Here is a 13,517-nt window from a genome sequence, read left to right as displayed (position 1 = left end):
TCTGCAGAAAAATGTTTCAGATCAAAATATTAGCCCATCAGCCCGCTTTTGCTAAGTCACTCATATCACTACGGAAATCCAGCGTTCTGCCCAGGTAGTATTGAGCAGAAGACATGCGCAATGGATAGAACTTCGACCGCGCTGGATTCTCGCGGGGAGAAGTCAATCAGACACGGCAGCGGATGCGACGAGGGCGCCCAGTGCTCAGATCAGGCGCGTGAGGATCAGCACCGCCGTCACGGCCGGGGCGGCGGCGGCCGCCATGGCCCAGGGCCAGACCGGCGCGAGACGCGAGCGGCGGTTGTCGTTGGCGGCCCGTGGCGCCGAGCGGCGCTGCACCACGTAGTGCGACAGCCGAACGACGGGTTGCTCGCGGGGCGGGCGGGCGGGAGAGGCGATCGAGTGGCGACAGATCGGCATGGCTCTCATCAACAGGCGAGCCCGGCCAACCGTTCCGTCCGGCGCGCGGGATAAAGCGATCCCGGTGGAGGACCGCGCCGACGCGCTCACCACAGCGAGAATTCGGTGGCGAAATCCGTGGCCCGCAGCGGGCATTTCGGCGCGGGACAGGGCTCGGCCGGGACGGTCGCGAGCACGCCGTCCGCCCCCGCCTCGAAGCGCAGGCGCACGGGCGGGTCGTCCTCCTTGGCGTAGGCGAGCCGCACCTCGAAGCGCACCGCGTCGAAGGTCTTGCGGTCGGCATAGACGATCACGTCGCGCGAGACGGATTCGCCCGGATTGAGGTCGGAGGGCTCGCTCGGAAGCGGCGTCGCGCCGGAGAACAGCAACCCCTGGCGCAGGATCGGCATCCCGCCGCTCTCGCGCACGTAGTCGCGGGCGGCATCGACGTTCGCCGTGCCGGAGAGCGAGGCCCGGAAGGCGGCCTCCCGCGCTGCCGTGTCGTCGCTCGATTCGGAGAAGCGGGTGCGGATGCCGACCACGGTGTAGGTCAGCCCGAGTACGCGCACGCCCGCCTGGCCGACATTGGTGCGGGTCACGGTCGAGCGGATCGCCACCCGGTCGCCGCGCACGCCGACCCGGGCCAGATCGGTCTTCACCGAGACTGAGGGCGGGGCGAGCCCCGGCTTGATCCGCGCCTCGTAGACGAAGGTGTAGACGCCCCAGGCCCCTGCCCCGAGGATCGCCAAGGTCTGCACCAGGGTGTTGGCGCCTTCCAGGCCGAGCCCGCGGCGCTGCCGGCCCGGCCCCTCGTGACGGTCCGGCTGACGATCTTGCGGCGCCATGAGGCGGCTTCTCCCTTGCGTGGCCGGGTGCATGGCCGGCCGCGTCGCCGGGGCAAACGCGAAACGCCCTTTCCCCGGCCCAAAATTTTTTGGATAGGGTTCTTCTCATGACCGAGCCCTTCTCCATCCTGCTCATCGGCTCCGGCGGGCGCGAACACGCGCTGGCCTGGGCCATCGCGAAATCGCCGCTCTGCGCGCGGCTGTTCATCGCCCCCGGCAATCCGGGCACGGCGCAGCACGGCGAGAACCGGCCGGACCTCGCGGTGTCCGACCACGCCGCCGTCGTCGCGTTCTGCCGGGCGGAAGGGGTCGGCCTCGTGGTGGTCGGGCCGGAGGCGCCGCTGGTGGCGGGCCTCGTCGACGACCTTCAGGCCGCCGGCATCCCCGCCTTCGGGCCGACGAAGGCCGCGGCGCAGCTCGAAGGCTCGAAGGGCTTCACCAAGGATCTGTGCGCCGCTCACGACATCCCGACCGCCGCCTTCGCCCGCTTCACCGACCTCGATCCGGCGCTGGCCTATCTGCGCGCGCGCGGCGCGCCGATCGTGGTCAAGGCCGACGGGCTCGCCGCCGGCAAGGGCGTGACCGTGGCCGAGACGCTGCCCGAGGCCGAGGCCGCCGTGCGGGCGATCCTCGACGGCAGCGAGGGCGGGGCGCTCGTCATCGAGGAATGCCTGTTCGGCGAGGAGGCGAGCTTCTTCGCGCTCTGCGACGGCACCCGTGCGGTGCCGATCGGGACGGCGCAGGACCACAAGCGCGTCCATGACGGCGACCTCGGCCCCAATACGGGGGGCATGGGCGCCTATTCTCCCGCCTCCATCGTCACGCCGGAGATCACCGAGACGGTGATGACGCGGATCATCGCGCCGACGCTGGCCGGGATGGCCGCCCGCGGCACGCCCTTCGCCGGCATCCTCTATGCCGGGCTGATGCTGACGGCGGAGGGCCCGAAGCTCATCGAGTACAACACCCGCTTCGGCGATCCGGAGGCGCAGGTGCTGATGCCGCGCCTGACCGGCGATCTCGTGCCGGCCCTGCTGGCCGCGGCTCAAGGCGACCTCTCCGGCGTCGCCATCGGCTTTGACGCCTCCCGCGCCGCGCTCACCGTGGTGATGGCGGCGCGGGGCTATCCCGGCGCGGTGACCCGCGGCACGGAAATCCGCGGCGTCGAGGCGGCCGGGGGCGAGGCGGGCGACGCGACGGTTCTGGTGTTCCAGGCCGGCACCCGCCGCGACGGCGACCGGCTGCTCGCCGATGGCGGCCGGGTGCTCGCGGTCACGGCGCTCGGCGCCAGCGTGGGGCAAGCGAAAGACCGCGCCTACGCGGCAGTGAAGCGCATCGACTGGCCGGACGGGTTCTTCCGCAGCGATATCGGCGGCCGGGAGGTCGCCCGCGAAGCGGCTTCCTCCGGCACGTAAGACCCATCGATGATGGCTCATCGTCGATGGCCCGCGCGACGGCGCGGCGGCGGGCGTCCGCCGGACGCATGGAGTTCGACCATCGGTCGGGTTCCATGCAGCTTGACGTGATGCCCGGTTTCCTCGACCTCGCCTTCACCGCCGCCCGCGAGGCCGCGGCGTTGGGCGAGGTGCCGGTCGGCGCGGCCGTGGTGCGGGACGGGACCGTGCTCGCGGTCGCGGGCAACCGGCCGCGCACGCTGTGCGACCCCACGGCCCATGCCGAGATCCTGGCGATCCGCGCCGCCTGCGCCGCGCTGCGCGACGAGCGGCTCACCGGCTGCGACCTCTACGTCACCCTGGAGCCCTGCCCGATGTGCGCGGGCGCGATCGCCTTCGCCCGCATCCGCCGGCTCTACTACGCCGCCTCCGACCCCAAGGGCGGCGGCGTCGAGCACGGCCCCCGCGTGTTCAACCAGCCGACCTGCCACCACGCGCCGGAGGTCTATTCGGGCTTTCGCGAGGGCGAGGCGGCCGGCCTCCTCAGGGATTTCTTTTCGGAAAGGCGGGGGTGAGCGGGAGGCGAACCGCGGCGGCTCGCGGCGCGTTCGGCTCACGTCCCGCGATGCCGCACGGAGCCCCCTCCCATGGTCCCGACCTACCAGCGCGCCCTGATCGTCGGTGCCGGCCCCGGTCTGAGCGCCTCGCTGGCGCGCCTGTTCACGGCCGAGGGGCTGAAGGTCGGGCTTGCCGCGCGAAATGTCGAAAAGCTGAGCGATCTCGCCGCGGAGACGGGGGCCGTGGTCCATGCCTGCGATGCCACCGATCCGGGGCAGGTCGAGGCCCTGTTCCCCCGGCTCGAACCGGCGCTGGGCGGTGCGCCGGACGTGGTGGTCTACAACGCCAGCGGCCGGCTGCGCGGGGCCACCGTCGATCTCGATCCTGAGGCGGTGGCCCGCGCCCTCTCGGTCTCGGCCTATGGCGGCTTCCTCGTGGCGCAGGCCGCCGCCCGGCGGATGCTGCCCCACCGCCACGGCGCGATCCTGTTCACCGGCGCTTCGGCGAGCGTGAAGGGCTTTGCGGGCTCGGCCCCCTTCGCCATGGGCAAGTTCGCCCTGCGGGGCCTCGCGCAGAGCCTTGCCCGCGAATGGCAGCCCCAGGGCATCCATGTCGCCCATATCGTGATCGATGGCGCCATCCGCTCCGCCGCCCGGCCCGATCCGCAGGACCATCCCGACGCGACTCTCGATCCGGACGCCATCGCGAAAAGCTACCTCGCCCTCCTGCGCCAGGATCGCAGCGCCTGGACCGACGAGATCGCCCTCCGGCCGTGGGTCGAGCGCTTTTGAGGAATTTACGCTGCGAGAAAGCTCTTTAGCGCCCGCAGCGTCGGCTCCGGCGCTTCCTCGGCCATGAAGTGGCCGGAGGCGATGCGGGCGCCCTGCGCCCGTGGCGCAAAGGTCTGTTGCCAGGCTGCCAGCGCGGTCTCGGGCTTGTCCCGATCGAGATAGGCCTCGCTCGCGAGCACGAGCACCGGCATCGGCAGGGTCCGGCCCGCGGCGAGGTCGGCGCGGTCGGCGGCGCGGTCCGGCCCGTCGGCGCCGCCGGCCCGGTAATCCTCGCACATCGCGTGGATGCGCTCGGGGACGTTCCAGGCGTGCCGGTAGAGGGTGAGCGCGCGGGCGTCGAAGGCAGTCAGATCGTGCGCGGCGGTCCAGTCGCGCAGCAGCCCCTCGAAATAGCCGTCCGGATCGCGGCGGATCGCCTCCTCCGGTTCCGGGGCGGGGCGCGACAGGAACGGCCAGTGCGGGTTCGCGTCGGGATTCGCCTCGATGCGGGCCCACTGCACGTCGGTCGGCACGATGTCGAGCAGCGCGAGCCGCTCGATCCGGCCGGGTTCGTCCAGCGCCAGCCGGTAGCCGATGCGGGCACCGCGATCATGGCCGGCCAGCGCGAAGCGGATATGGCCGAGCCGCTCCATCACCGCGACGATCTCCGCCCCGAGCCGCCGCTTGGCGTAGGCGTTCTCCCCGCTCCCCGAATCCGGCGCGGCCGACCAGCCGTAGCCTTTCACGTCGAGGGCGATGACGCGGTGCGTCTCGGCGAGCGCCGGCGCCAGCCGGTGCCACATCGCGTGGCTCTGCGGAAAGCCGTGCAGCAGCAGGAGCGGCGGTGCCGATTCGGGACCGCCGGCCCGGCCGAACCAGCGGCCCGCCGGCCCCTCGATCCACAGCGGCGCGAAGCCGGGAAACAGGTCGTCGCCCTCTGCCATCCGCGTCCTCCCGTCTTGCCCTTCATTCGTCGCGGACAACGATCTCGCGGCGTCATGGCTCCGGGGTCAGGGCGCCCACGGCACGCGGACCAGAGATGAGCCCGAGGTGGAGACGGGATATCGCCGAGCGGAGATGCGGCCTCCACAAGATCCTGCGGGGATCGCAGCGGCCGATGCACGGCATCGACTGGATTTTAAGCAGGTTGGCGAAGGCATAGGCAAGATAAAATGTTTACACTTCGACCGGATGATCGGGGTAGTCTATGGTGGTGACATGCCTTTGAACGACCTCGAAGAATTGGCGCGAATCGCCTTCGATTGGATCTGGGCGACGGATTCCGAGGATCGATTCAGCTACCTTTCCTCAGGGGCGGAGCGCCTGCTGGGCCGCCCGACGGCGAGCCTGATCGGGGTCGAGCGGTCCGCGCTGTTCTGCGAGCGGGAGGACCTGAGCCTCGCGGTCTACCGCGAGACGATCGCCGCCCGCCGCCCGTTCCGCGACCTGACCTACGTCTACCGCCATCCCGACGGTACGGCGCGCTGGTTCGAGATCAGCGGCCGGCCGCTGATCTCGCCCGAGGGCGATTTCCTGGGCTACCGCGGCGTCGGCAGCGACGTCAGCGAGCAGCACCGGACCCGCCACGCCCTGGTCGAGGCGCATGCCCAACTGAGCGAGCAGAACCGGCGCTTCGACGCCGCCCTGGCGAACATGACCCAGGGCCTGTGCATGTTCGACGCGGACCAGCGGCTCCTCGTCTGGAACCGGCGCTACCTGGAAATCTTCGGCCTGCCCGAGGGCGCGCTCGATGTCGGCATGAGCCAGCGCGCGATCATCGAGGCGCTGGTGACGCTCGGCTGCTACAAGCGCGGCGTCACGGTCGATGCGGTGAGCGAGGGCACCCGCACCTCGCTCACCGCGGACGGATCGAAGTCGGTGCTGCGCGAACTCGCCGACGGGCGGATCATCGCCGTGACCCACCGGCCCATGCCCGGCGGCGGCTGGGTGGCGACCTTCGAGGACATCACCGAGCGGCGGCGCAACGAGGCGCGCATCATCCACATGGCCCGTCACGACGGGCTCACCGACCTGCCCAATCGCACCCGTCTGCGCGAGATCGGCGCCGAGCTGATCGAGACGCTGCGGGGCGGCGCGCACCTCGCCGTGCTCTGCCTCGATCTCGACCGCTTCAAGCCGATCAACGACAGCTTCGGCCATGCGGTGGGGGACACCCTGCTGCGGGCGGTGGCCGAGCGGCTGCGGGCGCATGTGCGCGGGCGCGACGTGGTGGCCCGGCTCGGCGGCGACGAGTTCGCCGTGCTGTCCCACGTCGAGGACACGGCCGGGGCGGCGGCGCTGGCCGAGCGCCTAATCGAGATGGTCGGCGCGCCCTACGACCTCGACGGGATCACCGTCGAGATCGGGATGAGCGCCGGCATCGCCCTCGCCGCGTCCGAGGACGGCGTCCCGCACAACATCGAGCGCCTCCTCAAGGAGGCCGACATGGCCCTCTACGAGGCGAAGGCCGAGGGGCGCGGCACCTGCCGCCTGTTCGAGCCGCAGATGGACGAGACCCTGCGCGAGCGGCTCGACCTCGAACGCGAGCTGCGCGAGGCGCTCCAGCAGGGCCTGTTCGAGCTGCATTACCAGCCGCTCGTGGACCTGTCCGACAACCGCATCACCGGGATGGAGGCGCTGGTGCGCTGGCGCCATCCCGAGCGCGGTCTCATGAGCCCGATGGTGTTCATCCCGCTGGCCGAGGAGACCGGCCTGATCGTGCCGATCGGCGAATGGGTGCTGCGCCAGGCCTGCCGTGATGCCGCCGCCTGGCCGGACGACATCAGCGTCGCGGTCAACGTCTCGCCGCTGCAACTGCGCCACCGCGGCTTCGTCCAGAGCGCGCTCGGCGCGCTCGCGGGCAGCGGCCTCAAGGCGGCGCGGCTGGAACTGGAGATTACCGAGAGCGTGCTGCTCGACGACACCGAGGCGAATCTCGAGACGCTCCATACCCTGCGCAAGCTCGGGGTGCGCATCTCCATGGACGATTTCGGCACGGGCTATTCCTCGATCAGCTACCTGCGGCGCTTCCCGTTCGACAAGATCAAGATCGACCGCTCCTTCGTGCGCGACTGCGCCGCGCAGTCGGAGGCCGGCGCCATCATCCGCGCCATCGTGAGCCTGGGGGCGAGCCTCGGCATCACCACGCTGGTCGAGGGCGTGGAGACCGAGCCGCAGCTGGCCACCGTCCGGGCGGAGGGTGCGCAGGAGGTCCAGGGTTACCTGTTCAGCCCGCCCCGGCCGATCCACGAGATCGCCGCCCTGCTCGAAACCTCGACGCGGTCCGAGGGACTGTCGGCAGGAACGCCGGCGGCAGGGACGCTCGCGGCCTGACACCACGCTTCGGCGGACGTTTTTTTCGCGCGCGGGGCCATCCCGCCCGCCGGTCCCGCGCGCGCAGCCCTTGCTGCTCCGCCACCCTCCTCCCGTGCGAGCGGGCCCGGGCGCACGGATCCGGGGACGGGAACGCGCGGCCTCGGCGGCCGTTTTCAGCGCCAGGGACGGAACGATTCCGGCAGCTTGGCAATTTCACAGCCAGGACAGACTTCGAAGACACCGCAAGACACCGTCTGAGACGGCCGTCAGGAGGATACCATGATCGGTTGGGCTGTTACCTTTCTCGTCGTCGCTCTGATCGCTGCGCTGCTCGGCTTCGGCGGCATCGCCGGCACCGCCATGGAAGCGGCCAAGATCGTCTTCTTCGTCGCCATCGCCCTGTTCCTGATCTCGGCGGTGATGGGCGCGGTGCGCGGGCGCTCCCCGCGGCTGTGACGATACGGCCGTTTCGCGAGGCATTTCGCGGGACTTGACGGACGAGGCGGCCCTTCGCGGGCCGCCTTTTCCTTTTGTGCGCCCCTCCGGTCTGATAAGGGGCGCGGATGACCGACATTCCAGACACCTCCCCGGCCGTGCCCGCGGACCAACCCGCCGCGCCCGAGGGTGAGCGCATTGCCAAGGCCATCGCCCGCGCCGGCATCGCCTCCCGCCGCGACGCGGAGGCGCTGATCGAGGCCGGCCGCGTCACCCTCAACGGCAAGGTCCTGACCTCGCCGGCGATCAACGTCACCGATTCCGATCGCATCACGGTGGACGACGAGCCCCTGCCCGCCCGCGAGCGGACCCGGCTCTGGCTCCTGCACAAGCCGCGCGGTGTCGTGACGACCGCCCGCGACCCGGAAGGCCGCCCGACCGTCTTCGACGGCCTGCCCGACGAGCTTCCGCGGGTCGTCGCCATCGGCCGGCTCGACATCAACACCGAAGGGCTGCTGCTCCTCACCAACGACGGGGGGCTGGCCAAGGTGATCGCCCATCCCGATACCGGCTGGCTGCGCCGCTACCGGGTGCGCGCCTTCGGCGACGTGACCCAGCCCGATCTCGACAAGCTGAAGAAGGGCCTGACCGTCGACGGCATGGAATACGGCCCGATCGAGGCGACCCTCGACCGGGCGCAGGGCGACAACGTCTGGCTGACGCTCGGCCTGCGCGAGGGCAAGAACCGCGAGGTCAAGCGCATCCTCGAACATCTCGGCCTCTCGGTGAACCGGCTGATCCGGCTCTCGTTCGGGCCGTTCCAGCTCGGCGACCTCGAAGTCGGCCTCGTCGAGGAGATCCGCACCAAGGTTCTGAAGGAGCAGCTCGGAAAGAACCTCGCCGAGCAGGCGGGCGTCGATTTCGAGAGCCCGGTGCGCGAGACGATCGCCCCCTTCGGCAGCCCGAAGAAGGCAACCCGCGCCACGCAGGCCGCGGCGCCCGCGGGGCGGGGCCGTCAAGGCGCGCGCGACGAGGGTGCTTCGGAGGCCCGCTCGGGGTCTCGCGGCGGGTCGGCCGGCCGTCCGCCGCGCGATCCCGCCCGCCCTGCCGCCCCCCGCGCCGGGGCACGCCCGGCACCGCGTCCCCCTTCCCCGACCGTGTGGCGTGCCGACGAGGAGACGCGGCCCCGCGCTTCCAAGGTGCCGCGCCGGGGCATGGACCCCAAGACCGCCCGCGCGGCGGCGGCCGAGCGCGGCCGCGAGCGGATCGGCGCGATCCAGGCGGCCGGCGACCGCCGGGTGCTGGTGGAGCGGCTTCAGCCCTCCCCCGAGACGCCCGCGCCCGAGCCGCATCGCCGGGTCCGCTTCCGCAACGAGGAGGAGCGCTCCGCCCCCCGCGACAGGGCGCGCGAAGACAGGACGCGCCAGGATCGCCCCCGTGAGGACCGGCCACGCAGCCAGGGACCGCGCGAGAACCGCGCCCGCGACGAGCGGCCGGGCCGGGACGAGTTCCGCCGCGGCGCCCCCGCGGGCGATGCCCCTCCCCGCCGCCGTGAGGCCGGGGAGGCCGCACCGGCCGAGCGGCGCGGGCCGCCCCGCGAGCGTCCGTCCGATTTCGAGGGGCGTCCGCCGCGCGAGCGGAGCGAGGGCCGGCCTCAGCGTGACTCCTATGGTGGCTCCCATGAGCGCGGCGAGGGCGCACCCCGCCGCGAGCGGCCGAGCGAAGGGCGCCCGCCCGAGCGTCGCGGCCCCCCGCGCGATCGGCCCCGTGCCGCCGAGGGCGAGCGGCCGGCCCGCCCGCCGCGCGGCGCCGAGGCGTCCGATCGTCCCGCCTTCCGCAAGGGACCCGCTAAGGGGCCCGGCGGTGGTGCAGGCAAGAGCTTCGGCGGCAAGCCCGGCTTCAAGGGCGGTGACCGCGACGGCGCCAGAGGCGATTTCAAGGGCGGCGCGAAAGGTGGCCCGCGGGGCGACTTCAAGCCCGGTGGTGGCGGTCGGCCCGGCGGGCGCCCGGGCGGGCGTCCCGGCGGCAAGCCCGGCGGTGCTCCTGGGGGACGCCCCGGTGGTGGTGGCAAGGCGGGACCGCGCGGCGGACGTCCGAGCCGTCCGCCGCGCGGCGAGGGCTAAGGGGCCTCGCGCGTGCGGATCGTCGGCGGCGAATGGCGCGGGCGCAGGCTGGTCGGACCGAAGGCGGAGGGCATCCGCCCGACCTCCGAGCGCCTGCGCGAGGCTCTGTTCAACGTGCTCGCCCACGCCTACGACGACGCGGTCGAGGATGCGGTGGTGCTCGACCTGTTCGCGGGCACCGGCGCCCTCGGCTTCGAGGCGCTCTCCCGCGGCGCGGCCCATGCTGTCTTCGTGGACGACGGGCGCCAGGCCGGCACCCTGATCCGCGCCGCGATCGCCGCCCTTGGCTGCGAGGACCGCGCCCGGCTGATCCAGCGCGACGCGACCCGGCTCGGGCCTGCCCTGGACCGGCCCGCGACGCTGGCCTTCTGCGACCCGCCCTACCGGAAGAACCTTGCACCCGCGGCCCTCACGGCGGCGGCCGGGGGCGGCTGGCTCAGCCCCGGCGCGCTGGTCCTCGTCGAGGAGGCCGCGGAGGCCGGACCGGTCCTGCCGCCGGGTTTCGAGGAACTGGAGCGGCGCAGCTACGGCGAGACGACGGTGACCTTCGGTCGCTACGAGGGCTGAGCCCTTCGCCCGCGCCGTGAGGTTGCCCTATCTCGCTCGGGCCACGCCCGTCCGCGAGAGGAGCCCGCCTCCATGCCGCCCGTCCTGCCGCTTTCCCGCCGAACCCTGTTGCAGGGCGCGGCCTTCTCCGCCGGAGCGGGCTTCGCGCCGGCCCTCCTGCGCCCGGCCCGCGCCGCCGACGCCCTGATCACCCGGCCGATCCCCTCCTCCGGTGAGCGGTTGCCGGCCATGGGCATCGGCACCTCCCGCCGCTACGAGGTGGCGGCGACGCCCGAGGCGACGGCGCCCTTGCGCGAGGCGGTGGAGCGCTTCGTCGCGCTCGGCGGGCAGGTGATCGACACCGCCCCGAGCTACGGCACCGCCGAGGACGTCCTCGGCCTGATCCTCCAAGGCCTGCGCGAAAAGGTCTTTCTCGCCACCAAGGTCGCGGCCCGCGGCCGGGAGGCGGCGCAGGCGGAGACCGAGCGCTCGTTCCAGCGCCTGCGCACGGACAAGATCGATCTCATCGCCGTGCACAACCTGATCGACACGGAAGTGAACCTCGCGGTCCTGCGCGCGCTCAAGGAGAAGGGCCGCATCCGCTATGTCGGCGTCACGGTCTGGCGCGACGAGCAGTTCCCCGAACTCGAGACGGTGATGAAGCGGGAAAAGCTCGACTTCGTGCAGGTGAACTATGCCCTCGATAGCCGGGCGGCGGCCGAACGCGTCCTGCCGCTGGCCGTTGAGCGCGGCGTGGCGGTGATGGTCAACGTGCCCTTCGGCCGCGACCGCCTGTTCAAGGCGGTGAAGGACAAGCCCCTGCCCGCGTTCGCCGCCGAATTCGGCTGCAAGAGCTGGGCGCAGTTCTTCCTCAAATACGTGCTCGCCAACGAGGCCGTGACCTGCCCGATCCCGGGCATGGCCAAGGCGAGTTACGTCGAGGACAACCTCGCCGCCGCGACCGGGCGGCTGCCGGATGCCGCCGAGCGGCGCAAGATGGAGGCCTTCATCGATGCGGTCTGACTTTTTTGAGATTTCTTCCGTTCGACGCGGGGTGCTGGCCCTGCTTGCCGGCACGCTTCTGCTCCCCGCCCTGCCCGCTCTCGCTCAATCGGAAAATCCCAAAAAAATCGGGATCATCGGGGCGGGCAATATCGGCGGCACGCTCGGCCGGCTCTGGATCAAGGCAGGCTACGAGGTGTTCTTCGCCTCCCGCCACCCGGAGGAGCTGAAGGCGCTCGTCGAGGAACTCGGGCCCAAGGCGCGGGCCGGCACCCCGGCGGAGGCGATCGCCTTCGGCAACGCCGTGCTGATCGCGGTGCCCTACAAGGCCTATCCGGAGCTGGGGCGTGAGAACACCGCCGCGCTCAAGAACAAGGTCGTGATCGATGCCGGCAATGCGGTGAAGGCCCGCGACGGGGCGGTTGCCGACGAGGTCGAGCGCGACGGCATCGGTGCGGTCTCGGCCAAGTATCTGGCCGGCGCCCGCGTGGTGCGCGCCTTCAATGCGGCCAACTACAAGATCTTCCAGAAGAATGCCGGCCGGCCCGAGCCGCGCATGGCCGTGCCGATCGCCGGCAACGATCCGAAGGCGCTGGAGACCGCCCGCACCCTGGTCTCGGATGCCGGCTTCGACCCCGTCGTGGTCGGCGAGTTGAAGGCGGCGGACACCTTCGCCATGGGCTCGCCCGGCTTCGGCCACGACCTCTCGGCGCCGGAGCTGAAGCAGAAGCTCGGGGTGAAGCCTTGAGCGAGGCCCCGGCCTCACTCACGCACCGCCTTGCCCGCCTCGTCGATGTGAGGCCGGGCGAGGGCCCGGCGCTGGCATGGTCCTGGGCCTACATCTTCGCGCTGCTCGCGAGCTACTACGTGCTGCGCCCGATCCGCGACCAGATGGGCGTGGCGGGCGGCCTGGAAAACCTGCCCTGGCTGTTCCTGGCGACCCTCGTCGGCATGCTCGCGCTGAACCTGCCCTTCGCGTGGCTGGTCAAGCGCCTGCCGCGGGCGCGCTTCGTGCCCCTCACCTACCGCTTCTTCATCCTCAACATCCTGATCTTTGCCGCTCTCATCGCGGTGGCCGAGGGCGAAACCGCGGTCTGGGTGGGGCGGGCCTTCTTCGTCTGGCTCTCGGTCTTCAACCTGTTCGTGGTCTCGATCTTCTGGGCCACGGTGGTGGACGTGTTCTCGACGAGCCAAGGCAAGCGCCTGTTCGGCTTCATCGCCGCGGGTGCCACGCTCGGCGCCATCTGCGGCTCGGCGGTGACGGCGACGCTCGCCCGCGACGTGCCGACCTGGGCGCTGCTCGTCGCCGCCGCCGTGCTCCTGGAGGCGGCGGTCTTCGCCATGCGCGGCCTCGCCCGCCTGATCGGGCGCCTCCACGAGGTGCCGGAGGATTCGCGGGCGGGCGAGGTCATCGGCGGCGACGTGTGGGCCGGCATCCGGCGCACATTCGCCTCGCCCTACCTCCTGAACATCGCGCTGTTCCTGGCGCTGTTCTCGGTCACGGCGACCTTCCTGTATTTCGAGCAGGCGGCGGTGGCCAAGAACAACTTCCCCAGCCGGGGCGCGCAGACGGCCTTCTTCGCCAATGTCGATCTCGCCGTGAACGCCCTGACGCTCGGCGTGCAGCTCTTCCTCACCGGGCGCATCACGCGCTGGCTCGGGGTCGGCGTGACGCTCGCGCTGCTGCCGGCGGCAAGCGTCATCGGGTTTGCCGCGCTCGCGCTCTCGCCGAGCGTCGCCTCGGTGGTGATGATCTACGTGCTGCGGCGCGCGGGCAACTTCGCCATCGCCCGGCCGGTGCGCGAGGTGCTGTTCACGGTGGTGCCGCGCGAGGATCGCTACAAGGCGAAAAGCTTCATCGACACGGTGGTCTACCGCCTCGGCGATCAGGTCGGCGCGTGGTCCTATACGGGCCTCTCCGCGCTCGGCTTCGGCGGCCACGCCGCGGCCGTGGTGGCGGTGCCGCTCTCGGCCGCATGGCTCCTCAACGCGCTCTGGCTCGGCCGGGCGCAGGCGCGGCGGCAGAAGGCGGCGGAAACGGACGACACATCGCCGCCGCTGCCAACCGGCGCGGACTGAGGCGCCTTGTTGCAAAGGTTATTTTTAATCTAACCCTGTTTCCGCCCGGCG

The 13,517-nt window shown here is 71.7% G+C and carries 13 protein-coding genes; 10 read left to right on the top strand and 3 right to left on the bottom strand.

All coding sequences use genetic code 11. The features are described from left to right. Nucleotides 1-204: 204 nt before the first annotated feature. On the bottom strand, nucleotides 205-420 hold the full coding sequence (locus Y590_RS18435) for a hypothetical protein (RefSeq protein ID WP_060771126.1): 216 nt from the start codon (nucleotides 418-420) through the stop codon (nucleotides 205-207). A gap of 86 nt (nucleotides 421-506) precedes the next feature. Then, on the bottom strand, nucleotides 507-1,244 hold the full coding sequence (locus Y590_RS18430) for a hypothetical protein (RefSeq protein WP_060771125.1): 738 nt from the start codon (nucleotides 1,242-1,244) through the stop codon (nucleotides 507-509). 107 nt (nucleotides 1,245-1,351) lie between these two features. Here Y590_RS18430 and purD point away from each other — a divergent pair, with 107 nt between their 5' ends. The 3 genes from purD to Y590_RS18415 all read left to right on the top strand — a co-directional run bounded on the left by purD (nucleotide 1,352) and on the right by Y590_RS18415 (nucleotide 3,987). Next, complete coding sequence (gene purD, locus Y590_RS18425) at nucleotides 1,352-2,659, top strand: phosphoribosylamine--glycine ligase (RefSeq protein WP_060771124.1); 1,308 nt, start codon at nucleotides 1,352-1,354, stop codon at nucleotides 2,657-2,659. A 110-nt stretch (nucleotides 2,660-2,769) separates the two neighbouring features. Next, complete coding sequence (locus Y590_RS18420) at nucleotides 2,770-3,213, top strand: nucleoside deaminase (protein ID WP_060772358.1); 444 nt, start codon at nucleotides 2,770-2,772, stop codon at nucleotides 3,211-3,213. 72 nt (nucleotides 3,214-3,285) lie between these two features. Then, a complete protein-coding gene (locus Y590_RS18415) occupies nucleotides 3,286-3,987 on the top strand; it encodes an SDR family oxidoreductase (RefSeq protein ID WP_060771123.1) in 702 nt (233 codons plus the stop codon). Nucleotides 3,988-3,992: 5 nt separating this feature from the next. Here Y590_RS18415 and Y590_RS18410 read toward each other — a convergent pair whose 3' ends face one another. Continuing rightward, a complete protein-coding gene (locus Y590_RS18410) occupies nucleotides 3,993-4,910 on the bottom strand; it encodes an alpha/beta fold hydrolase (protein WP_060771122.1) in 918 nt (305 codons plus the stop codon). A gap of 274 nt (nucleotides 4,911-5,184) precedes the next feature. On the opposite strand from Y590_RS18410, the gene Y590_RS18405 reads away from it, so the two are divergent. The 7 genes from Y590_RS18405 to Y590_RS18380 all read left to right on the top strand — a co-directional run bounded on the left by Y590_RS18405 (nucleotide 5,185) and on the right by Y590_RS18380 (nucleotide 13,466). Next, nucleotides 5,185-7,299 carry a putative bifunctional diguanylate cyclase/phosphodiesterase gene (locus tag Y590_RS18405; RefSeq protein ID WP_060771121.1) on the top strand — a complete coding sequence of 705 codons (2,115 nt, stop codon included), beginning with the start codon at nucleotides 5,185-5,187 and terminating at the stop codon, nucleotides 7,297-7,299. Between the two features lie 261 nt (nucleotides 7,300-7,560). Next, nucleotides 7,561-7,737, top strand: a complete 177-nt coding sequence (locus Y590_RS25955; RefSeq protein WP_012456035.1) for a DUF1328 domain-containing protein — start codon at nucleotides 7,561-7,563, stop codon at nucleotides 7,735-7,737. A gap of 107 nt (nucleotides 7,738-7,844) precedes the next feature. After that, nucleotides 7,845-9,839, top strand: a complete 1,995-nt coding sequence (locus Y590_RS18400) for a pseudouridine synthase (protein ID WP_060771120.1) — start codon at nucleotides 7,845-7,847, stop codon at nucleotides 9,837-9,839. Nucleotides 9,840-9,851: 12 nt separating this feature from the next. After that, nucleotides 9,852-10,406, top strand: a complete 555-nt coding sequence (gene rsmD, locus Y590_RS18395; RefSeq protein ID WP_060771119.1) for a 16S rRNA (guanine(966)-N(2))-methyltransferase RsmD — start codon at nucleotides 9,852-9,854, stop codon at nucleotides 10,404-10,406. 72 nt (nucleotides 10,407-10,478) lie between these two features. Next, complete coding sequence (locus tag Y590_RS18390; protein ID WP_060771118.1) at nucleotides 10,479-11,408, top strand: aldo/keto reductase; 930 nt, start codon at nucleotides 10,479-10,481, stop codon at nucleotides 11,406-11,408. Beyond that, nucleotides 11,398-12,135 (top strand): NADPH-dependent F420 reductase, encoded by a 738-nt coding sequence (locus tag Y590_RS18385; protein WP_060771117.1) that lies wholly within the window; start codon nucleotides 11,398-11,400, stop codon nucleotides 12,133-12,135. The genes Y590_RS18390 and Y590_RS18385 overlap by 11 nt, the downstream gene beginning before the upstream one ends. Continuing rightward, entirely contained in the window at nucleotides 12,132-13,466 is a 1,335-nt protein-coding gene (locus tag Y590_RS18380) for an NTP/NDP exchange transporter (protein ID WP_060771116.1), read from the top strand. Before Y590_RS18385 ends, Y590_RS18380 begins: the two co-directional genes overlap by 4 nt. Nucleotides 13,467-13,517 lie beyond the last annotated feature (51 nt).

This window comes from Methylobacterium sp. AMS5 (assembly GCF_001542815.1).
Classification (GTDB): Bacteria; Pseudomonadota; Alphaproteobacteria; order Rhizobiales; family Beijerinckiaceae; genus Methylobacterium.
Note: the sequence above shows the minus strand (reverse complement) of the source record. Positions and strands in the feature narration are given on the sequence as shown.

Excerpts from the sequence above, each read along its gene's own strand:
- Y590_RS18435 (WP_060771126.1), bottom strand. The coding sequence starts at position 420 with ATGCCGATCTGTCGCCACTCGATCGCCTCTCCCGCCCGCCCGCCCCGC.
- Y590_RS18430 (WP_060771125.1), bottom strand. The coding sequence starts at position 1,244 with ATGGCGCCGCAAGATCGTCAGCCGGACCGTCACGAGGGGCCGGGCCGG.
- purD (WP_060771124.1), top strand. The coding sequence starts at position 1,352 with ATGACCGAGCCCTTCTCCATCCTGCTCATCGGCTCCGGCGGGCGCGAA.
- Y590_RS18420 (WP_060772358.1), top strand. The coding sequence starts at position 2,770 with ATGCCCGGTTTCCTCGACCTCGCCTTCACCGCCGCCCGCGAGGCCGCG.
- Y590_RS18415 (WP_060771123.1), top strand. The coding sequence starts at position 3,286 with ATGGTCCCGACCTACCAGCGCGCCCTGATCGTCGGTGCCGGCCCCGGT.
- Y590_RS18410 (WP_060771122.1), bottom strand. The coding sequence starts at position 4,910 with ATGGCAGAGGGCGACGACCTGTTTCCCGGCTTCGCGCCGCTGTGGATC.
- Y590_RS18405 (WP_060771121.1), top strand. The coding sequence starts at position 5,185 with ATGCCTTTGAACGACCTCGAAGAATTGGCGCGAATCGCCTTCGATTGG.
- Y590_RS25955 (WP_012456035.1), top strand. The coding sequence starts at position 7,561 with ATGATCGGTTGGGCTGTTACCTTTCTCGTCGTCGCTCTGATCGCTGCG.
- Y590_RS18400 (WP_060771120.1), top strand. The coding sequence starts at position 7,845 with ATGACCGACATTCCAGACACCTCCCCGGCCGTGCCCGCGGACCAACCC.
- Y590_RS18390 (WP_060771118.1), top strand. The coding sequence starts at position 10,479 with ATGCCGCCCGTCCTGCCGCTTTCCCGCCGAACCCTGTTGCAGGGCGCG.
- Y590_RS18385 (WP_060771117.1), top strand. The coding sequence starts at position 11,398 with ATGCGGTCTGACTTTTTTGAGATTTCTTCCGTTCGACGCGGGGTGCTG.